The sequence below is a fragment of the Klebsiella sp. CN_Kp091 genome (assembly GCF_040065095.1).
GTDB classification, from domain to species: domain Bacteria; phylum Pseudomonadota; class Gammaproteobacteria; order Enterobacterales; family Enterobacteriaceae; genus Klebsiella; species Klebsiella aerogenes.
In genome coordinates, this window is the sequence record NZ_JBEAIO010000049.1 from 418,912 (window position 1) to 438,036 (window position 19,125).

At 55.2% G+C, this 19,125-nt stretch carries 18 protein-coding genes; 8 read left to right on the forward strand and 10 right to left on the reverse strand.

From position 1 onward, the window contains the following. The first annotated feature begins 572 nt into the window (after nucleotides 1-572). Complete coding sequence (locus ABLV17_RS22600) at nucleotides 573-1,025, forward strand: nuclear transport factor 2 family protein (protein WP_113373393.1); 453 nt, start codon at nucleotides 573-575, stop codon at nucleotides 1,023-1,025. Nucleotides 1,026-1,144: 119 nt separating this feature from the next. Here ABLV17_RS22600 and ABLV17_RS22605 read toward each other — a convergent pair whose 3' ends face one another. Further along, entirely contained in the window at nucleotides 1,145-1,621 is a 477-nt protein-coding gene (locus ABLV17_RS22605) for a hypothetical protein (protein ID WP_113373392.1), read from the reverse strand. Beyond that, nucleotides 1,618-2,373 carry a winged helix-turn-helix domain-containing protein gene (locus ABLV17_RS22610; protein ID WP_348854659.1) on the reverse strand — a complete coding sequence of 252 codons (756 nt, stop codon included), beginning with the start codon at nucleotides 2,371-2,373 and terminating at the stop codon, nucleotides 1,618-1,620. Before ABLV17_RS22610 ends, ABLV17_RS22605 begins: the two co-directional genes overlap by 4 nt. Before the next feature lie 302 nt (nucleotides 2,374-2,675). Here ABLV17_RS22610 and ABLV17_RS22615 point away from each other — a divergent pair, with 302 nt between their 5' ends. The 5 genes from ABLV17_RS22615 to ABLV17_RS22635 all read left to right on the forward strand — a co-directional run bounded on the left by ABLV17_RS22615 (nucleotide 2,676) and on the right by ABLV17_RS22635 (nucleotide 8,521). Then, nucleotides 2,676-3,425 (forward strand): fimbrial protein, encoded by a 750-nt coding sequence (locus ABLV17_RS22615; protein WP_348854660.1) that lies wholly within the window; start codon nucleotides 2,676-2,678, stop codon nucleotides 3,423-3,425. A gap of 76 nt (nucleotides 3,426-3,501) precedes the next feature. Continuing rightward, nucleotides 3,502-4,008, forward strand: a complete 507-nt coding sequence (locus ABLV17_RS22620; RefSeq protein WP_087860770.1) for a CS1 type fimbrial major subunit — start codon at nucleotides 3,502-3,504, stop codon at nucleotides 4,006-4,008. A 74-nt stretch (nucleotides 4,009-4,082) separates the two neighbouring features. After that, complete coding sequence (locus tag ABLV17_RS22625) at nucleotides 4,083-6,800, forward strand: TcfC E-set like domain-containing protein (RefSeq protein WP_348854661.1); 2,718 nt, start codon at nucleotides 4,083-4,085, stop codon at nucleotides 6,798-6,800. Between the two features lies 1 nt (nucleotide 6,801). Then, complete coding sequence (locus tag ABLV17_RS22630) at nucleotides 6,802-7,959, forward strand: CfaE/CblD family pilus tip adhesin (RefSeq protein ID WP_348854662.1); 1,158 nt, start codon at nucleotides 6,802-6,804, stop codon at nucleotides 7,957-7,959. Between the two features lie 10 nt (nucleotides 7,960-7,969). After that, on the forward strand, nucleotides 7,970-8,521 hold the full coding sequence (locus ABLV17_RS22635) for a LuxR C-terminal-related transcriptional regulator (RefSeq protein WP_087860773.1): 552 nt from the start codon (nucleotides 7,970-7,972) through the stop codon (nucleotides 8,519-8,521). Here ABLV17_RS22635 and ABLV17_RS22640 read toward each other — a convergent pair. Further along, nucleotides 8,504-9,427: a LysR family transcriptional regulator gene (locus ABLV17_RS22640; RefSeq protein WP_348854664.1), complete on the reverse strand. Its 924-nt coding sequence runs from the start codon at nucleotides 9,425-9,427 to the stop codon at nucleotides 8,504-8,506. The two genes, ABLV17_RS22635 and ABLV17_RS22640, sit on opposite strands and share 18 nt — an antisense overlap. A 130-nt stretch (nucleotides 9,428-9,557) precedes the next feature. Between ABLV17_RS22640 and ABLV17_RS22645 the strand changes: the two genes are divergently transcribed. After that, entirely contained in the window at nucleotides 9,558-10,946 is a 1,389-nt protein-coding gene (locus ABLV17_RS22645) for an MFS transporter (protein ID WP_348854665.1), read from the forward strand. A gap of 43 nt (nucleotides 10,947-10,989) precedes the next feature. Here ABLV17_RS22645 and hpxK read toward each other — a convergent pair whose 3' ends face one another. The 7 genes from hpxK to hpxU all read right to left on the reverse strand — a co-directional run bounded on the left by hpxK (nucleotide 10,990) and on the right by hpxU (nucleotide 17,355). Next, a complete protein-coding gene (gene hpxK / locus ABLV17_RS22650) occupies nucleotides 10,990-12,216 on the reverse strand; it encodes an allantoate amidohydrolase (RefSeq protein WP_348854666.1) in 1,227 nt (408 codons plus the stop codon). Continuing rightward, complete coding sequence (locus ABLV17_RS22655) at nucleotides 12,213-13,454, reverse strand: alanine--glyoxylate aminotransferase family protein (RefSeq protein ID WP_348854667.1); 1,242 nt, start codon at nucleotides 13,452-13,454, stop codon at nucleotides 12,213-12,215. The genes hpxK and ABLV17_RS22655 overlap by 4 nt, the downstream gene beginning before the upstream one ends. Before the next feature lie 14 nt (nucleotides 13,455-13,468). Further along, the gene (locus tag ABLV17_RS22660; protein ID WP_015705410.1) at nucleotides 13,469-14,206 is read right to left on the reverse strand and encodes an amino acid ABC transporter ATP-binding protein; all 738 of its coding nucleotides are present in this window, start codon (nucleotides 14,204-14,206) and stop codon (nucleotides 13,469-13,471) included. Continuing rightward, a complete protein-coding gene (locus ABLV17_RS22665) occupies nucleotides 14,187-14,843 on the reverse strand; it encodes an amino acid ABC transporter permease (protein ID WP_348854786.1) in 657 nt (218 codons plus the stop codon). Before ABLV17_RS22665 ends, ABLV17_RS22660 begins: the two co-directional genes overlap by 20 nt. Beyond that, on the reverse strand, nucleotides 14,843-15,508 hold the full coding sequence (locus ABLV17_RS22670) for an amino acid ABC transporter permease (RefSeq protein WP_087860779.1): 666 nt from the start codon (nucleotides 15,506-15,508) through the stop codon (nucleotides 14,843-14,845). Before ABLV17_RS22670 ends, ABLV17_RS22665 begins: the two co-directional genes overlap by 1 nt. A 9-nt stretch (nucleotides 15,509-15,517) precedes the next feature. Further along, nucleotides 15,518-16,303: a transporter substrate-binding domain-containing protein gene (locus tag ABLV17_RS22675; RefSeq protein ID WP_032712624.1), complete on the reverse strand. Its 786-nt coding sequence runs from the start codon at nucleotides 16,301-16,303 to the stop codon at nucleotides 15,518-15,520. A 212-nt stretch (nucleotides 16,304-16,515) separates the two neighbouring features. Continuing rightward, complete coding sequence (gene hpxU, locus ABLV17_RS22680) at nucleotides 16,516-17,355, reverse strand: MurR/RpiR family transcriptional regulator HpxU (protein ID WP_348854668.1); 840 nt, start codon at nucleotides 17,353-17,355, stop codon at nucleotides 16,516-16,518. A 178-nt stretch (nucleotides 17,356-17,533) separates the two neighbouring features. Between hpxU and hpxW the strand changes: the two genes are divergently transcribed. Further along, the gene (gene hpxW / locus ABLV17_RS22685; RefSeq protein WP_348854669.1) at nucleotides 17,534-19,117 is read left to right on the forward strand and encodes an oxamate amidohydrolase; all 1,584 of its coding nucleotides are present in this window, start codon (nucleotides 17,534-17,536) and stop codon (nucleotides 19,115-19,117) included. Nucleotides 19,118-19,125: the final 8 nt, after the last annotated feature.

Genomic DNA, 19,125 nt, shown 5'->3' on the forward strand with positions numbered 1-19,125 from the left:
GATGCGAAGCCGCTCGGAAGCGATAGCGAACGATGAGCGGTGTTAATAACGATTTTTAAACGCGGTCAGCAAACGTTGTTGTCCGCGATTAATCTGACAACTGGCGATTGCCGTTGGCCAATAGTGCAGCCGACGCCATGGGAAAAAAGCGACATGTCAGGGTGAGGATATCATGAGGCTGGAAGTTAATCGAAACAGGAAGAACAACGATAGATGACTGTCAGTACGAGATTGGAACCAGCGCAGGCCAGCAATAACCAAAGCAAAAGAAAGCCACACGGCAAACGCCGTTATCTACCACAATCAACTTAGGTGCGCATAATGTATATTATGTTAAATTGATTTAATCACACGTACCGATGTCCTCATCAGCCTATGACCTAACGATTTGAACCACCCCTTCTTAATTGAACAAGCAACTTGATCTAAACGAGTCGATGCCGCAAATTCAAGATGCCATTTTGTTCAGAAAGAATTACCTCAATCAACTACCAACCCAACTGGCTGTTAAGTTCGTTGGGAGTCACCTGTCAGGCCTGGCACCTGACATCAAAACCATCGCAGGAGGATCAATGCTGAAAAAACCTATCGTTGCCCTTTCATTGTTTTTCGCTCTAACGCCCGCCGTTTTTGCTGGCAATAGTGAAAGTGAACTGTTGAATAAAAAGAATGTCATTGATTTTTATAATAAAGCTTTGAACGATAAAGACTTCTCCGCCGCCAGGCCATATCTCGGGGATCGTTATGTACAGCATAACCCGATGGCAAAAGATGGCGTGGAAGGCTTCGAGCAGTTTATCGCTTTTCTGAAGAGTAAATATCCCGACTCGCACAGCGAAATTAAGCAGGCGTTTGTCGACGGAGATAACGTGATCTTGCACGTTGAAGTGACCGGTCGTGAACCTGGCGTTACGCGGGCTATTGTGGATATCTTCCGCCTTAACGAACAGCACAAAATCGTTGAGCATTGGGATGTTACCCAAAACGTCCCGCCAAAAACCGCCAGCGGCAACGGCATGTTCTAAAATCCGGGCTGAATCCTTCTGCTAACGCTCTCGCTTTCCCTTTATCTTGCCCTTCCCTTGTCGGCAGATTCTCTAACCGTAAAAGGAGAATACCACCGGTATTCTCCTTCGTTTATGTGTTAATCACCCCGGCATATATAAGTGGGATAATGTCGGTCCTGGATCAGCCACACCGATGGCGAAACCTCGGAGATGGTCAGATAGTAACGGGCGGTTGGATTGGCGAAGCTTCCCCATTGCGCATCCGGCGTGTTGTCATTGTGCCTGCGCCAGGTTTTGGTATAGCTCAGTACCACCACTTTATCATCCTCCCGCCGCGACCAGACAAAATCGACGTCTCTGTCGACGATCATGCTCTGGCCATTTGCCCAGGCGGCCCCTTTATAGGCTGTCAGGCCAGTGCCGTCGCGGTGAAAATAGAACTGAGCAACGGTATTAACCCGCACTTCACTGGCCTTACCTTCGTTGCGCGTAAAATTAAACACTGTACTGCAGGCCAGTACATCCCGCTTACCAACACCGGTGGAACAATAATAAAGCGCCAGTGCGCCACCTAACAGAAAAATGCTGAGGCCGCCGATGAGTTTAATTTTCATTTCTCAGCCCCGCTTTTATAACGAATGGTTTTACACAAACTGTCTTTATTGACCGGGCATGCGCCGATAAACACTTCATCCGCCGCGACAAGGGAAAAACGAGCGCTGAAATAATAGACGCTGTACTCCTCTCGCTGGCACGCCACGTTGTTTTTATCCAGCAACGCGGCTAATTTAGATAGCACCAGCGGTCGCCCATGATCGTTAATAAGCCAGATGCTACATTTTGCAATTTTTTGCTCAACAGCCTTTAGCTTTAGCGGAGTCGTTATATTCTGCTGCTGGCGAATAATTATACCAATGCCGAATGCCGACGCTAATAATGCCGTAAATACCAGCCACCATCTCAGACGTGGTCGCTGCTGCCACTTTTCAGTTTTTTGTGTCTTCGTTTGAGGTTCGCTGACGTAATTGTTTTGCGCAGGCTGAAAAATAACATCCGCATCAAACCGGAAACCATATCGCGGTATGGTCACAATCAATTCATGATGTTCTCCCAACGACTGGAAACTTTTGCGTAACTCACTTATCGCTTTGTTGAGATTATTTCCCGAGGGCGTAAAACCAAACTCTTGCCATACGCGGGTAATCAACTCCTCACGGCTGAGTTCGCTTCCTTTATGACGAATAAACTCCTGTAACAGACGCACGGCGGGTGCCGAAAGCGTTAATACGGATTCAGGTTGTCCAACAACACTTATTGTGTGAGCTTCAGGATCAAATAACAACGAATTGTTGCATATAAAAAACATATTATATTCTCGGCTGTTGCCGCTTGCTTTTTATCCCTGTAACTGCAGGCAAGAAAGCCCCTCCTGAATTAGCTTGTTTTTTCATCAGTAGGAATTTTCTCCCCATCCTGGGTTGCGGCATTTTCTTTTAACTATACAACTTTAAAGCCTGGATTGCAGGATAAAGAACTGTATTTTTTGAGTTAACTAATACAAATTTTCACAACCTGCTGTTCCGGTTAAAGTTTCCCTGTCCTGAAGCGATACGAAAGCAGACGGTGTCGTGGTGTCAAAACGTTGTACATGAACTCAGAGCAGGCAGAATGAATGTGAAAGTAAAAAACAGAGTAAACAAATCCACTGCGCTTTATCTCGCCGCCCTGTCGATGTCATTTTTCGCAGAAATGACACAGGCCAATATGAGCGTCTACCCGATGGAACTTAACGTCGACAGTTCCGGGACGGCCCAAATCAGAGTGGCCTCTAAAAGCGATGATATTCAGTTCATTCGGGTGAGGCAAAAGAAAATTCTTAATCCTGGTACGCCACAGGAAAAAGAAGTTGAGATGGCAGCCTGGAAAGACGGAGGCGTTGTCGTCACCCCTGAAAAATTTGCTTTAGCGGCAGGTGCATTACGTATCGTGAGGCTGGTATCTCTGACGCCGCCTGAAAAAGAAAGTACCTGGCGCGTTTATTTTGAAGGTGTAAAACAGCCGGATAGCATTCTGCCCGTACCATCCGCGGGAAAGCCGGCTTCGGCCAAACTTGGCGTTAACGTTATCTGGGGAGCATTGGTGCATTTGGCGCCGGAAAAGCCGCTGGTTTCCCTGCGAATAAATCCCGCGTCAGGAACATTAAAAAATGATGGCACGTTTCGGGTACCGTTGAAAGAAATTGGCGCATGCGATGGTAATGATAAATGCCAATGGTTTAAAGAAGACGCGACTATTTATCCTGACACTGAGCGAAAGTTAAAAGTATTCGCTAAGGCTCGCGGCCAAAAATATAAATTCCGCTATTTCAACTGGATTAATAAAACAGCTGAAGAAGCAGACTTACCCGTCGTGCAATAACACGACATCACTGTCAAAACCACGAGTGGTTTGTTTAAAGAGCTAATGGAGCTCGTTTATAAATATGGAGATATCAATGAAGAAGTATATTAAACCTCTGATGATCGTTGCTGCGATGTCTACTGCGTTCAGCGCAATGGCTATTCAGAAGGATATTACGGTTAATGCCAACGTCGATTCCCAGTTGGATATGACCCAAGCCGATAATACGCCGTTACCAGCCAGCATCGATATGCAATATCTGCCGGGCCGTGGGCTGGAAAGCTACCGTCTCAATACCAAAATCTGGTCGAACTCAGCCACCAGCAACGTCAAAGTCCGTCTGGTTAGCGCCGCGAATCTGACCAATGCCGAGGGCGCCGAGACGGTACCGATGACCGTAAAACTGGGCGATAAGACCCTGAACACCACCGATGCAGAATTTACCGGCAGCGAACTGTTCCCGGGCAGCGTTGAAAACGGTTCTGCGGTCCTGCCGCTGACCATCTCTCAGACCACCAAAGGCATTCTGAAAACTGGTCAGTACAGCGGCGTGGTTAGCCTGATGCTGACTCAGGCGACTACCGCGGAAGGCGGCGCGTAACTCCATAATACGTATAAGGAAGTACATCAGAGGGCGCCTGCCCTCTGATGTCAGGATGACGTCGAGGCTCGTTCATGGCTTTTCACAGAAATGCTCTTCTTTTTGTCGTTTTGTTACCCGCTTCCGTTCAATTAGCCAGCGCCAGTATCGTCGTACCTGCGGGTTTTGAAGATCTGGCGAAAACGCAGCGCCTGTGGACGGAAGTCAGTCTGTATGGCGCGTCGCTCGGTCTGTTTGAAGCCGATATTACGCTTGAAACGGTCACCTTTGTGGCGCCGGAAACGCTTGTCGCGGCAATTAAACGTCAGTTCAACGATGATCCTGCCTTGATCGCCTCTGTGACCGGCGCCCTTTCCTCTCCGCTTGCGCGTAACGGCAATCTCGCCTGCAGCAGCAATGGTTCCGCGCCGGGTTGCGATTTTATCGACACCAAAAGCGTGGCCCTGATTTATGACGAGAACAACGCGCGCATAAACCTGTTTTTCGACAGGCAGTATCTACCCAAACAAACGGCGGAAAATCAGTGGTATCAGCCTACGCGCAATACTGAAAATGCGTTGATCCACCAGCAAAATATCAATTTCGTGGCCGACGAAAACTATCAGTCGATGACCGTGCAGGGAAATGGCGCGCTGGCCATGACTGAAGACGGGTATTTTAACCTCGACTGGACCTGGCTTGGGCAGCGCTCTCGCCATCAACAGCAGCAGGAGATCACGGTCAATAACGCCTGGTTCCGTCAGGATCTGTGGCATGAATATTACGTGCAGTTAGGGGAAATGGATACGCGCGATCTCTTCAGCGCGGCGGGTGGCAATATCAACCTCAGCCAGTTACCGCTTGGAAAAATTCGCGGTTTGCGTGCCGGCTCGACGCGAGCGTGGATCAACCCCGTTCAGCAGTCCAGTGGAACGCCCATTACGGTGCTGCTTTCCCATGACGCGCGTATCGACGCCCGCCGAGGCAATCAACTGCTGGCCAGTTTTTATCTTAATGCCGGGGCGCAAACCCTGGACACCCGTTCGTTTCCGGACGGGAGCTATACCGTGACGCTGGCGATTTATGAAAACAACCGCCTGACCCGCACCGAGCAGGTTCCGTTTACCCGCACCGGCATCACGCCATTCGACCGCGTCGAGTGGTTTATGCAGGCCGGTGAAACCGATAACGACGATATGAGCGACGAACGCAGCGCCGTGGCGCAAGCGGGCATTCGCCTGCCGGTGACTTCTACGCTTGCGGTCACCAGCGGCGCAACGGTGAAAAAGAACCAGCGTTTTGTGGAAAGCGCCGTCGACTGGAGCCGCGGATTCAATACCGGCCCCATTGATGGGGTACTCAGCACACGCTTTAGCTACCTTTATGGCAGCCAGGGCCAACGCGGCAATATCCAGCAAATCAGCTATAACGATGGCTTTTCACTGAGCTTTTATCGCAATGCCTTATCGGCCGACAACTGTAATTCCAACAGTACCGGATTTGACGCGGTGAATGGTTGCTACCGAAGCCTTTCGGTGATGTTCTCCGTTCCTGTCGGCTCGTGGTATGCCAACCTGGGTTATTCCGATAACCGCAATGAAGGCCGTTATGTCTCGCGGCGCGAATTACCGAATAATGACGATCGGCGCGACGACGGTTTGCCCTGGGAATCGGTGTATATGACCCGTTCCCGTTCGCAGGCATGGCAGGCCGGACTTAGCAACGCGTTCAGCACCCGCGGATTGAATATCAACAGCAGCATAAACCTGTTTATGCGTAACGATCATTCTGGTGATGGTAAGGATAAAGGCGGCTTCCTCAGCGTAAGCCTGTCGCTGGCACATAATCGTCAGGGCGATGCCTCCAGCTACACCTCGGTGGGGGCCACGTGGCAACAGCAGAAGCATGAAAAAAATCAGCTCAACTATAACGTCGCGCACAACTGGTACACCGACGCGCGCGGTGAAAATGAGTATGGTCTCAACGCATCCGGGATTAATAGCGACTCGCTGAATACTTCGGCCTATACCCGTCAGGGCGGCCGTTTTGGTAACGGAAGTTTGACCGTCAGCGATTCGTGGGATCGCCAGGATCATCGCCACCGGTTCAGCAGCAGCGGTAACTACAGTTCTACGCTGGCGTTATCTCGTTCCGGCCTGTGGTTTGGCCGCTGGGGTGACGGACGCCCGGCGTCAGCCATTGCGGTTAACGTCGCCACGCCGGAAGCGTCTCCTGATTCCCGCATTGCCGTTTCGCTGGATAACAGCGGTAGCGCCGATATCCCGGCAAACGCCCGCGCGCTGTTCGCCCTGCCCGGCTATCAGCAAACCACGCTGACTATTAATGAGTCGACGAACATTTCCCACGGCGCCAACAGTGAAATTACGCAGGGGTCGGGAAGCAGAACGGTATTCATGGTGCCAGGAAAAATGCTGCACAGAGAGGTGCAAACCACCACGCGTTACACCTGGCTTGGCCAGTTGACCGATGAACAACATACGCCGTTTATCGGCGGCATGCCGCTCAACGTCAGCGGCTGGAGCGATTTAGGTAATGGCGGCTTTAGCGCGGAAAGCGACAGCCTGATCCAGTCGCTCTATCTGGTGAAACAACAGCAGTTTTACCAGTGCGCGCTGAAGGTGAAGACCATGCGAGACGTCGTGCGTTATGTCGGCACGGTGACCTGCGAAGAACTGACTTATTCCGCGTTACCGGAAACCGTGCAGCAGCAGGCGCAATTACTGCTGGCTGGCCGTACGCCGGCGGTCAGCCCAACGGCGATGAATAACTCTACTCTCTCTACAGGAAAATGATGTGATAACGCGTCTTTTGATTTTACTGCTTGCCTGCATCTGTTTTGCCGAGGCTCAGGCCGGTAGTCCCGCTGGCAGAAATACCAGCGTGGCGTTCGCCTTCGATCGCCAGTCTCCGCCTGCCCGGATGGATATCTGGCTGCACGAATCCGGCGGTTATGATACGAGCGATCCGCAAAAATGGGGACGAAATACCCTGACCTGTCAGTCACGTACCGATACAACCTATGGCGCCTGCATGACCGCGCCGGTATGGTTTCCTGCGAACCCGGCCGCGCCGTATCCGATAAATCTGCGCTTTACCCACGCAATAACCAACAAGACGGTGGATGTAAAAGTCTATGGTGAACACCACATGTTCATTAATAACAAAACCTTTGTTTTCGCCAGCTACGTAACGGGCGGTACACTAGATTTGTCAGCCTGGAACAGTGCGCCGTACTTCGATTTTTACATCGTTCGTAGCGAATTAAATAAACTCGATCAGGCCGGTATCTGGACGGCAACGCTGAAGCAGGATTTGCGCGAATGGGGAAGCGCCAGCTGCGGCGGTGACTTCAATAACGTCAATATTGGTTGTCCGGGTTACCTCACCATCGCTAAATGGCAGGCTAACCTGCGTATTGAGGTGGTCGACCCGGGCAATCAGCAGATTTATTTACCGGCATTTCCGCACTCCACGCCGGTGGTGAACCTCAACCTCACCAATTTCCCCGGCAGACCCGGCGGCAGTGAAATTAAGGGCGAAAACTCGTTGGATATGTGCCTCTATGATGGCAACAACAGCACCAGTTCGCGGGCGTTTCTACGCTTTGAAGACGATGAGCTTGACGCGACCGGGCGTGCCGAAGGGGCGTTTTCCATCCGGCGACGGGGGGGCAGCCAGACAGACCCAAGAGATCGTCTCGATTATCAGGTGCTGGTGACCAACCCGACCACCGGCGCAACTGAAGTTGCCGCTAACGGTAAAACGTTGACCTGGGAGGGCACCAATAATCGCCGCTATTTGCGCCAGGTGGTATTGCCGGGCGGCCGCGAAAGCGTGTTATGCATCCCGGCGCCCATTACCCTGAAGACCCCCGCTTTTGCCGCCAGCAGCAAAAACGCGGGTGACTATACCGGTACGTTACGCGTTATCTATACCCCCAGTACGTTATAAAGAGGCTACTGTGAGCTACGTTGTTCTTGATAATAATCGCTTTTATGCGGAGGGGCTGCGCTACGCCCTTCTCCGTCGTAACGTTAAGACGAAAGTGCATAGCGGCACGGTGCAGTGGCAGCCCTTACTGTTAGAGAGCACCACCCTTGTTATTCGCTGCCGTTTCTCCATTACCGGTACGCATCAGTCGCTGGTTGATATTTTACTTACCCTCGAAGCCCATGGCTGGCAGGGAACGGGCTACCTGGTGTGTAATGAAAAAAGCTGGGGGCTGGCCACCTATCTGCGCAAGCGTTTTGAAACGTTAACGTTGCATATCATTGATGACCGCATCTCCGTGGCGGATGCTGCCTGGCTGTTATCTAAAGAGCCAAGGCGGATCCGCACCCTGCGCTGTTGCCTGACTGAGATGGAATTTAACGTCCTCGACAGGCTGGTTAAGGGGCAGTCGGTAAGATATGTCGCGCATATGACGAAGATGAGTGAAAAACAGGTCTCGACCTATAAATGTAATGCCCTGAAGAAACTCAATGCGAATAATCTTCTACAGCTTCTGGTGTAACGACTTGTCCACGCGGCATATCGCCACAATTTTCTCTCTGAGCCAGCGGTGAGCGGGATCGCGTTCCATTCTCGGATGCCACATTTGCGAGACGGTAATCCGCCGGCTTTTAAACGGCAGCTCAAAAAGATGTACCTGCTCCATGACCTGCTGATTGACTAAATAGAGAGCGGGGATCATGGCGATAAGATCCGATTGCAGCGCCACGGAAAGCGCGGTCGGGAATCCGGGGACGACGCTGGCGATTTTGCGTTTCATGCCGAGCTCGGCCAGCACATCATCAACCGAACCGTGCAGTGTACCTTCAGGTGAAGCCACCACATGCCCCCAGGCGACATAATCCGCCACGGTTATCTCTCTCAGGGCGGCCAGCGGGTGCCGCTTACGCACCACCCCCACAAACCGATCTTCAAACAGTCGTTGCAGACGTATTTCAGGCCCCATATTGCTCTGGACGCCAATCTCCAGATCGACCAGCCCCTCCCGTAGATAGCGTGACGTTTTTTCGGGCTTAGGCGCAAAGCGTAGACAGACATTGGGCGCGGCTTCGGCTACTGCCGCAATGAGCGAAGGGCCAAACGCCACCACAAAACCATCGTTTGCCCTGATGGTGAAAAGACGCTCCAGATTTTGTACGTTGAGCGCTTCGGCCGCTGGCTGCAGCACCGCCTTCGCCTCGAAGACCGCGCGACGGGCGCGATCGCGGGTCGCCTCCGCCCACGGCGTTAGCACCATGTTACGCCCGGCGCGAACCAATATCTGATCCCCGGTGACGTCGCGTAACCGGCTTAGCGTGCGGCTCATGGCTGACGTACTGAGATTCAAACGACGTGCCGCGCCCGCCACGCTGGCTTCGTTCAGTAATACATCGAGTGCAATCAATAAATTAAAATCGGGGTCTGACATGACCACAACTCCTGGAACATTCAGATAAGGCGTTTCATGCAACTATAGAGTGTAAATGGTGCGCCTTCCGCCCGGTAAAAGCCATCTTTATAGTTTCGTCATCCAGATATCCTCTGCAGGAGACAACACGATGACACTATTTTCCAGCCAACCTGGCGATGACGGCCTACCAGGCCCGGCGCGAGCGCGGGTTATGGCCGCGATAATGACCACCACCTTAATGGGCGTCTTTGATGGCACTATGGTAAACATTGCTCTGCCGTCGATGGCGCAGGAACTGCAGGCGTCAGCCAGTACCGCCGTCTGGTTCGCCAACGGGTATCTGCTGGCGGCGGCGATGACGCTGGCGATATTCGCCGCGCTGGCGGCGCGTGTCGGCTACCGCCCGGTGTTTCTGGCCGGACTGACGACATTTATTGTGGCATCAGCAGGTTGCGCGCTGGCGACGACGCCTGAGCTGCTCATCGGCATGCGGGTGCTGCAGGGGATCGGCGGCGCGGCAACGCTCAGTATCGCACCCGCCATATTGCGCTCCATTTTTCCGGCGCGACTGCTGGGGCGTATTCTCGGGATACACGCCCTGCTTATCGCTTCAAGCTCCGCCATCGGGCCGGTTCTGGGCGGCACGATCCTGCATACTTTGAGCTGGCAATGGCTGTTTGCAATAAACGTGCTCCCCGGTACCGTCGCCTTACTGCTGGCGGTGAGAGCGCTCCCGCGGCCGACAGTTGGCGGGCAAGCCGCTTTCGATACTCCCGGAGCGATATTGTCGGCGCTGCTATTGGGTTCAACGATCATGGCGGCGAATAGCATGCAGAGCGCTTCGCATCATATCGATAGTCTGTACTGGACGTTACTTGCGGCAATAAGCGGCACCGCCTTTATCTGGCGTATCCGGCGTACGGACAACCCGCTGCTGCCGCCTGCGATGTTTAAGAATGAACGCTTTACCCTTTCGGCCTTTACGTCGCTGATCGCCTTCGTAAGCCAGGGGATCACTTTTATTGCGCTGCCGTTCCTGTTCCAGAACGAGTATGGCTATAGTCCGGTGCTCTCGGCGCTGCTGTTTACTCCGTGGCCATTAGGGATAGTGCTGATCGCACCGCACGCCGGCCGCTGGGCGGACTCAATCTCTGCTCCGCTCATTTCGACGCTGGGATTGATGATTTTTGTCGCGGGTTTAATCCTTCTGGCGCTGCTGCCCGCTACGCCCGCCGCGTGGGATATCTGCCTGCGGAGCCTGGTATGCGGTATTGGCTTTGGCTGCTTCCAGAGCCCGAATAACCGGGAAATGCTGTCAAACGTGAGTCGCGAACAGGCGAGCTATGCCTCGGGCGTTTTATCCATCATGCGCACGTTCGGGCAGTGTCTGGGCGCCGCCGTGATGGGCGTACTGTTGGCAAAAGACGAAAGCGCCGTTCATCTTGCGCTGTGGATTGCCGCAGCGGCCTCGGCGTTGTCGGCGGCCGTTAGCGCCAGCCGACTGCGGAAAATAGCTTCTCCTGCAGGGGCGAGATAAGTCTGCGGCGCATCCCCGAAAAGAGGATGCGCCCGTTAGTGATTTACCCGGCAAGTTTTATCACCGCCCGGCTGAAGGCATCAATCGCCAGTTCGACATCGGCTTCGCTGACCGCTTCCGCCGGATGGTGACTAATTCCCCCTTTGCAGCGCACAAATAACATCCCTACCGGCCAGCGTTCCGCAATGGCAATCGCATCATGTCCGGCGCCGCTTGGCAGCGTCAATGCCGCTCCCTGTACCTCGCATACCGCTTCGGCAATCACCGCCTGTAATCGCGGATCGCAGGCGGTTGCCGCTATGCGATAGAACTCCTCAGCGGCAAACTGCAGGCCGCGACGCCCGGCAATCTCTGCGGCGGCCGCCAGCAATGACTCCAGTAATGCATCCAGCGGTTGATCCTGCGGACCGCGGATATCCAGAGTCAACGCGGCCTCGCCGGGAATGACGTTGACCGCCGCGGGCGAGCAGCGCAATGTCCCGACGGTGGCGACCAGGTTGCCTCCCTGCTGGCGCGTCGTGCTCTCAATATACAGCATCCACTCCGCGGCGGCGGCAAGCGCGTCCCGGCGCTGGTCCATCGGCACCGTGCCTGCATGACCTGCCTCGCCGGTAAAACAGCAATTGAGCCGCCGCGCGCCGTTGATCGCCTCGACCACGCCGAGTGCCGAACCGGCCTGTTCCAGCCTGGGCCCCTGCTCGATATGCAGTTCCAGATAGGCGGAAAAATCTTCCGCCGGGCGCGAGGCTGAATGGACGCGTGATGGATCCAACCCGGCGCTGACCATCGCCTGCGTCAGGCTAATGCCTTCGGCATCGCGCTGGTCCAGCCAGGTTTGCGGCCAGCTTCCCGTCAGCCCCTTGCTGCCCAATAGCGTGATACCAAAGCGCGTTCCTTCTTCATCGCAGAAGCCGACGATTTCGATGGCCTGCGCCAGGCGGCGCGCCTGATTATGTAAGCTCTGCACCACTTCAATGGCGGCTAACACCCCCAACATGCCATCATATCGCCCGGCGTTGCGTACCGTATCGAGATGCGATCCGAGCAAAATCGCCGGCGCCCCTTCTTCTCTGCCTTCATAGCGCCCGCAAATATTGCCGACGCTGTCCTGCCACACAATCATGCCTGCCTGACGCATCCACTGTGCAACCTGCTGATTAGCTTCAAGATGTTGTGGCGAAAGGTAAACCCGCGTTAGGCCTTCCGGCGTTTCGCTTATCGCCGCTAATCTCTCTGCCCGCGCCATCACTCGCGCTGCGGCCAGGTTCATAGCGGTTTCTCGCTGCGATAATGATCCCACGCCGCCTGCATGGCTGCCCCTTGCGTGGTGGGGAATTTCAGGTAATTGAGTACTGATTCCAGCGCGCTGAGGGTGGTCATGACGCAATCTTTGCGCGCGTTGTAACCCATTGTGCCTATACGCCACACTTTGCCGTGCAGCGGGCCGAATGAGGTGCCAATCTCAATGGCGAAATCTTCCAGCATCAGTTGGCGTACCTGGTCGCCATTAATGCCCTGCGGGATGATCACGCCCAGTACGTTATTCATTTTGTGTTGCAGGTCGCCAAAAATTTCCAGCCCCATCGCCTGAATCCCTTTCACCAGCGCGTCGCCGTGTAGTTTGTGGCGGGCAATGCCGTTATCGAGCCCTTCTTCAAGCATCAGGCGCGCGCATTCTCGGGCGGCGAACAGTGCGGATGTCGCTTCAGTATGATGGTTAAGGCGTTCTGGCCCCCAGTAATCCATCACCATCCCGAGATCGAAATAGTTGGAGTAAACCATCTCATCGACGCCATCAAGGTGCTCGGCGGTGCGGATCCCCTGCTCAACGCATTTACGTCGACGAATAGTCTCTTCCATCCGCGGACTCAGGGTAATGGGCGAGGTGCCGGAGGGGCCGCCGAGGCACTTTTGCATTCCCGCCGATACCGCATCCAGCCCCCAGGCATCGGTCTCAAGCGCATTGCCGCCCAATGAGGCGGTGGCGTCGGTATAAAACAGCACATCATAACGACGGCAGATCTCGCCCAGCTCCGCCAGCGGCTGCAGCATGGTGGTCGAGGTGTCTCCCTGCACCGTCAGCAGCATACGTGGACGCACCCGTTTGATCGCATCTTCAATCTGCTCGGGAGAGAACACTTCACCCCACGGCACCTCAATGGTATGCACTTCCGCCCGGCAGCGGCGAGCAATTTCACATAACAGATGGCCAAAGCGGCCAAATACCGGCACCAGTACTTTGTCGCCGGGGCGGATCGCGGAGATCAGAATGGCTTCAATTCCCGCCCGTGAGGTGCCATCCACCAGCATGGTCCAGCGGTTGCTGGTGCGGAATACCCCGCGGTATAACACCATGACTTCGTTCATATAGTGCGTCATTGCCGGATCGTATTGGCCGATAAGCTGGCTGGACATCGCGCGCAGGACGCGCGGGTCGGCGTTGATCGGCCCCGGCCCCATCAGCAGACGATGCGGAGGATTGATTGGTGAAAATTGAGCGATATCCATCGTAGATTCCTTTATTAATTCAGTCCGCGCACGGAGGAGATAAATTGTTTGAGTTCATTGGTTTGCGGCTGGCTGAACAGCGTTTTGCTGTCGCCCTGCTCCCAGACTCGCCCCTGGTGCATAAACACCACCCGGTCGCCGACTTCACGGGCAAAATTCATTTCATGGGTAACCAGAATCAGCGTCATTCCTTCCGCGGCCAGCTGTTCCAGCACTTTGAGCACCTCGCCCACCAGTTCCGGATCCAGCGCGGAGGTGATTTCGTCGCAGAGTAAAACTTTTGGTGACATCGCCAGCGCGCGGGCGATAGCTACCCGCTGCTGTTGCCCGCCGGAGAGGCTGGAGGGATAGAAATCCAGCCGATCGCCAAGCCCGACTTTAACCAGCATTTGCTGCGCCAGTTCGCGGCATTCGGCAGGTTTTTTTTTCAATACCCGCCGCGGCGCCAGCATCACGTTTTCCAGCGCCGTCATATGCGGAAATAAATTGAAGTTCTGGAATACCATGCCAACGGAGCGGCTAATCTCCCGCGCCTGCGAATCGCTGTCGGTAATGGTCATGCCGCCGAGCTTAATACTGCCTTCCTGGTACCCCTCCAGCCCGTTAATGCAGCGCAATAAGGTGCTTTTCCCCGAGCCGCTTCGGCCGATGATGGAGATCACCTCACCCATATTGATATCGAGATCAACTCCCTTCAGCACGTGATTATCGCCGTAGAATTTCTGCACCTGATTAATGGTGATGAGCGGCATTGAATTTATTCTCCAGATAGCGGCTGTAACGGGACAGCGGATAACACAAGATGAAGTAGCCCAACGCGACCAGCGCGAAAACCTTAAACGGCTGATACGTCACGTTGGTGAGCATGGTGCCAGCCTTGGTGAGCTCGACGAAACCGATAATCGACGCCAGCGCGGTGCCCTTTATTACCTGTACGGCGAAACCCACGGTGGGAGCGATGGCGATACGCACCGCCTGCGGCGCCACCACACGACATAACGTCTGGGTGAAATTTAACCCCAGACAACGCGATGCCTCCCACTGTCCTTTCGGTAAGGCACGGATACTGCCGTACCAGATATCCAGCAAAAAGGCGCTGGTATAGAGGGTCAGCGCCAGGGCGGCGGCGGTCCACGGCGACACATCGATCCCGAATAACGCCACGCCGAAAAAGGCGAGAAACAGCTGCATCAGCAATGGCGTCCCCTGAAAAAGCTCGATATAGCCGCGAATGAGGCGCTGCAGCCACAATTTACCCCGCAGGCGCAGAAGCAACAGCGGTAATGTCGCCAGCGCGCCGCCAATAAAGGCCGTCAGCGATAGCAGCACGGTCCAGCGTCCGGCCAGCAGCAGGTTGCGTACGATGTCCCAGTCGGTAAAGGTTGTCATCATGCCTGTACCCTCAGCCATCTACGTCCAGCCGCCATTAGCAGCTGGCGCATCGCTATCGATAACGCTAAATAGAGACCGGTCGTCACCAGATACACCTCGAAGCTCAAAAACGTTCGCGATTGAATTAAGTTGGCGGCAAAGGTCAGCTCTTCATAAGAGACCTGCGATACCACCGACGATCCGAGCATTACGATAATGCACTGGCTCACCAGCGCCGGATAAATACGCTGCAACGCCGGCGGTAAAACCACCTGAATAAAGGTCTGACTCCGGCTGAGCCCCAGTACCCGGCCGGCCTCCCACTGCCCTTTTGGCGTCACCTGGATCCCGGCGCGGACGATCTCCGTACTGTAGGCGCCCAGGTTGACGATCATCGCCAGCAGCGCCGCTTCGCCCGCCGTCATCTTCAACCCCAGATTCGGCAGGCCGAAGACAATAAAGAACAGTTGAACCACGAACGGCGTATTGCGGATAACCTCAACGTAAGCCCCCCATATCCGACTCAGCCAGCTTGTCCGTCCGCTACGCAGAGCGGCACCGATGATCCCGATAGCCAGGCCGCCGAGCGTGGCGAGTACCGTGAGTTGGATAGTGACCCAGAGTCCCGCAACGAGCTCCGGCCAATAAGGCCAGAGCGCGGAAAAATGTAATTGCTCCGTCATCGCCGTACCTTAAGCGGCAAAGTCGCTGGGCAACGGCGCTTTCAGCCACTGCTGTGATAACGTATTGAGGGTGCCGTCCTTAATGCCCTGCGCGATTAAGGCGTTCACCTTTTCCTTCAGCGCCGGTTCATTTTTTTTCAGGCCAATCACGCACGGTGAATCCTTAAGCATAAAGTTGGCGACCGGGGCTTTCGCCGGGTTTTGCCGCGAGATAGCCGCCACCACCAGATTACCCGTCGCCACGTATTGCACCTGACCAGAAAGCCAGGCCGACAGCGTGGTGTTGTTATCTTCGTAACGCTTAATCTGCGCCGCTTTCGGCGCAATGCTGGTCAGCACCATATCCTCCACCGCGCCGCGGGTCACGCCGATACTCTTACCGCTCAGTTCGGCTGCGTCTTTCAGGGCAGCTCCCTGCGGGCCGAAGACGCCAAGGAAAAACGGCGCGTAGGGTTGGCTGAAATCAATGACCTTTTCCCGCTCGGCGTTCTTACCCAGGCTTGAGATCACCAGATCCACTTTATCGGTCTGCAGATACGGTACCCGGTTGGCGCTGCTCACCGGAACCAGCTGCAGTTTTAGCTTCATCTGCTTTGCCAGATAGCGGGCCATATCAATGTCATACCCCTGTGGCTGGAGATCGGTGCCGACAGAACCAAACGGCGGGAAATCCTGGGGAACGGCGACGCGGATCACGCCGCGTTTTTCAATATCCTGGAGTTGGTCCGCGTGTGCGGCGGTGATTTGTGTCAACAGACAAGCGACCCCGGTCAGCGCAATCAGCAGTTTTTTCATCATCATTACCCGTTACGTTAGTATGAAACAAAAGATTCTTTAAATAAACTTCTGCAACTAATGTGCCAGATACGGACAAAACAAATTTGCGCTGCCTAATCGGCTTTTAGCGGGAAATGACGCGAATATTAAGCATGGCGGTAAGAAGAGTTGCCCTTCTTCTTACCGCTTATTGGCACCAAAAAGGTGCAAAGCACCAGCATGACTCCCCATTATCGTTGTTCAAGCTCATCCAACTGCTGGTATAACGTGGCGATGTCATGAATGCGCGGGCGACCGCTATCGAGAATCTCATGTAGCAAGGCGTTCGCCAGCAGGTTGATAAGACTATTGGCCGATGCGTAGCTGTCGAAAGCCGACACGCTGTCCAGCGGGGCGCAAAGCCGCCAGCGGGCCAGAGTAAACAGGCTATGCGCCTGCGGCTCGCAGATTAGCAGCTGCGGAACTCCCCGCTGTTGCAGTTGCTGCATCAGGGGACGAATAATCCGCGGCCGACGGCGAAACGCCATCACCACCACGATATCTTCCGCGCTTAAATCGACCAGCTCTTCACTTAGGCTTTGCCCCGGTTGCGGCAGCACCACCACTTGCCCACGCGCCTGAAGCAACTGCTGGCGCAAATGCAGCGCCAGCGGCCAGGAGTTACGCATCCCAATAATGACGACGCGCCTGGCATTCACCAGTGAGTTAATGGCTTCGGCAAACTGGCGGGCATCCAGCGCGTTTACCCACTGCGTCAGGTTTGCCATCTCCTGTTTATAATGCCGCGCCAGCAGCGTATTACCCTGCACCGCCTCGCGATGATCGGTCAACGGCATCCCGCTCTGGCGTAACGTGCGCAGCTCATCGCGCATATCGCGATACTTTTCATACCCCAGCCGTTTAAACAGGCGGCTTACCGTCGCTTTAGATACCCCGCTCAGCTGGGCCAGCTCGGCGCTGTTGTAGCTAATCAGGTCATCAAAGTGGTCGACAATGAAATCCGCCACCCGCTGCTCCTGGGGTGACAACGACGCATATTGCGCCTTCAGCCGTTCATCGAGTTGTTCCATAGCGCCTCTGTAACTTTTGTTTCACTGAACTATACCGCTAACCCCCTTCACAATGCATGCCACAATGAGAAAAGACAAACGGCCGCCGCATCATTGAAACTTTCTTTTCAAAGTGGAACAGCTTTTGCACGGACAGCGTTTGCAGCAGTGGCTGCATGATTCGTTACGAGGATAAGTTATGCAGAGTCATTTCTCGACCCAGGGGATGGCGGTCGCCCCCCATCATCTGGCTAGCCAAAGCGCGCTGTCCGTGCTGCGCGAAGGCGGAAGTGCAATAGAAGCGATGGTCGCCGCCGCCGCGACCATCGCGGTGGTCTATCCGCATATGAATGGTTTAGGCGGCGATGGGTTCTGGCTGATCGTACCGCCGCAGGGCGATCCGATCGCCATTGACGCCAGCGGCGCCGCGGGTTCACTGGCGACGCCGGAAGCCTATGCCGGACTAACGCACATCCCGCATCGCGGCCCGCAATCCGCCCTGACCGTCGCCGGCACCGTCAGCGGCTGGGATGAGGCGCTGAAAGTTTCACACTCGCTGACCGGTAAATCACTACCGCTTTCGCGCCTGTTACAGGACGCGATCGGCTATGCCGATAACGGTATTCCGGTGACCGCCTCGCAAGCCAGCGCCACCGCCGGAAAATTAGATGAACTTCAGCGCCAGCCGGGCTTCGCTGAGACCTTTCTGGTCAATGGCCGCCCTCCGCAAAGCGGCAGCCGCTTTTGTCAGCCTGCGCTGGCCTCCACGCTAAAACGGCTGGTTGCGGAAGGGCTTGATAGTTTCTATCGCGGCTCTCTGGCGGAACAACTGGCGGCCGGCATGGCCCGTTACGGCCTTCCTATAACGCTTGACGATCTGCGCCAGCATCGCGCGCGTCGCCCGCAACCACTGCGGTTACAGCATCAACACGGTGAGTTATGGAACCTGGCGCCGCCGACGCAGGGACTGGTATCGCTGGCCATTCTCGGCATCACTGACCGGCTGGCGATGGAGCAGACCGACGATGCGCAGACTATCCACCGTATCGTGGAAGCGACAAAACAGGCCTTTAGCCTGCGAGATAAACATATTACCGACCCGCAGCATCTGGACGTGGATATTCAAAGCCTGCTGTCCCCGCAGGCGTTACAACCGCTGGCGGAGAAGATCGACGACCAGCGCGCCGCGCCATGGGGCGCAGGCAAAGGCCCCGGCGATACCGTCTGGATGGGCGTGATGGATAGTAGCGGGCTGGCGGTTTCCTTTATCCAGAGTCTCTACCATGAGTTTGGCAGCGGCGTGGTACTTCCGGACAGCGGTATTGTCTGGCAAAACCGCGGTGCGTCGTTCAGCCTGGACCCGGCGCATTTGCTGGCCCTGGCGCCGGGCAAGCAACCCTTCCATACCCTTAATCCCGCCGCCGCACGCCTGAACGATGGCCGGGTGATGGTTTATGGCTCAATGGGCGGCGACGGGCAGCCGCAGACACAGGCGGCGCTTTTCACCCGCTATATCCTGCAGAATGTCCCGCTTCAGGAGAGTATTTCTCGTCCGCGCTGGCTGCTTGGACGCACCTGGGGACAGACCTCGGACTCACTAAAAGTAGAAGGCCGCTTTGCGCCGCAAACCCTCGCCCGGCTCAGGGAACTGGGGCATGAGGTTGAGGTACTGGCCGACTTCAGCGAGGCCATGGGACATGCCGGCGCCATTGTCCGCCATCCTGACGGCCTGTTTGAAGGCGCGTCTGACCCGCGCAGTAACGGCACCGCCGCTGGCTATTAGGGGGAGAA

What these genes read in the sequence shown, in the direction of transcription:
- ABLV17_RS22600 (WP_113373393.1), top strand. Translation starts at nt 573, where the DNA reads ATGCTGAAAAAACCTATCGTTGCCCTTTCATTGTTTTTCGCTCTAACG.
- ABLV17_RS22605 (WP_113373392.1), bottom strand. Translation starts at nt 1,621, where the DNA reads ATGAAAATTAAACTCATCGGCGGCCTCAGCATTTTTCTGTTAGGTGGC.
- ABLV17_RS22610 (WP_348854659.1), bottom strand. Translation starts at nt 2,373, where the DNA reads ATGTTTTTTATATGCAACAATTCGTTGTTATTTGATCCTGAAGCTCAC.
- ABLV17_RS22615 (WP_348854660.1), top strand. Translation starts at nt 2,676, where the DNA reads ATGAATGTGAAAGTAAAAAACAGAGTAAACAAATCCACTGCGCTTTAT.
- ABLV17_RS22620 (WP_087860770.1), top strand. Translation starts at nt 3,502, where the DNA reads ATGAAGAAGTATATTAAACCTCTGATGATCGTTGCTGCGATGTCTACT.
- ABLV17_RS22625 (WP_348854661.1), top strand. Translation starts at nt 4,083, where the DNA reads ATGGCTTTTCACAGAAATGCTCTTCTTTTTGTCGTTTTGTTACCCGCT.
- ABLV17_RS22640 (WP_348854664.1), bottom strand. Translation starts at nt 9,427, where the DNA reads ATGTCAGACCCCGATTTTAATTTATTGATTGCACTCGATGTATTACTG.
- ABLV17_RS22645 (WP_348854665.1), top strand. Translation starts at nt 9,558, where the DNA reads ATGACACTATTTTCCAGCCAACCTGGCGATGACGGCCTACCAGGCCCG.
- hpxK (WP_348854666.1), bottom strand. Translation starts at nt 12,216, where the DNA reads ATGAACCTGGCCGCAGCGCGAGTGATGGCGCGGGCAGAGAGATTAGCG.
- ABLV17_RS22655 (WP_348854667.1), bottom strand. Translation starts at nt 13,454, where the DNA reads ATGGATATCGCTCAATTTTCACCAATCAATCCTCCGCATCGTCTGCTG.
- ABLV17_RS22660 (WP_015705410.1), bottom strand. Translation starts at nt 14,206, where the DNA reads ATGCCGCTCATCACCATTAATCAGGTGCAGAAATTCTACGGCGATAAT.
- ABLV17_RS22665 (WP_348854786.1), bottom strand. Translation starts at nt 14,843, where the DNA reads ATGACAACCTTTACCGACTGGGACATCGTACGCAACCTGCTGCTGGCC.
- ABLV17_RS22670 (WP_087860779.1), bottom strand. Translation starts at nt 15,508, where the DNA reads ATGACGGAGCAATTACATTTTTCCGCGCTCTGGCCTTATTGGCCGGAG.
- ABLV17_RS22675 (WP_032712624.1), bottom strand. Translation starts at nt 16,303, where the DNA reads ATGAAAAAACTGCTGATTGCGCTGACCGGGGTCGCTTGTCTGTTGACA.
- hpxU (WP_348854668.1), bottom strand. Translation starts at nt 17,355, where the DNA reads ATGGAACAACTCGATGAACGGCTGAAGGCGCAATATGCGTCGTTGTCA.
- hpxW (WP_348854669.1), top strand. Translation starts at nt 17,534, where the DNA reads ATGCAGAGTCATTTCTCGACCCAGGGGATGGCGGTCGCCCCCCATCAT.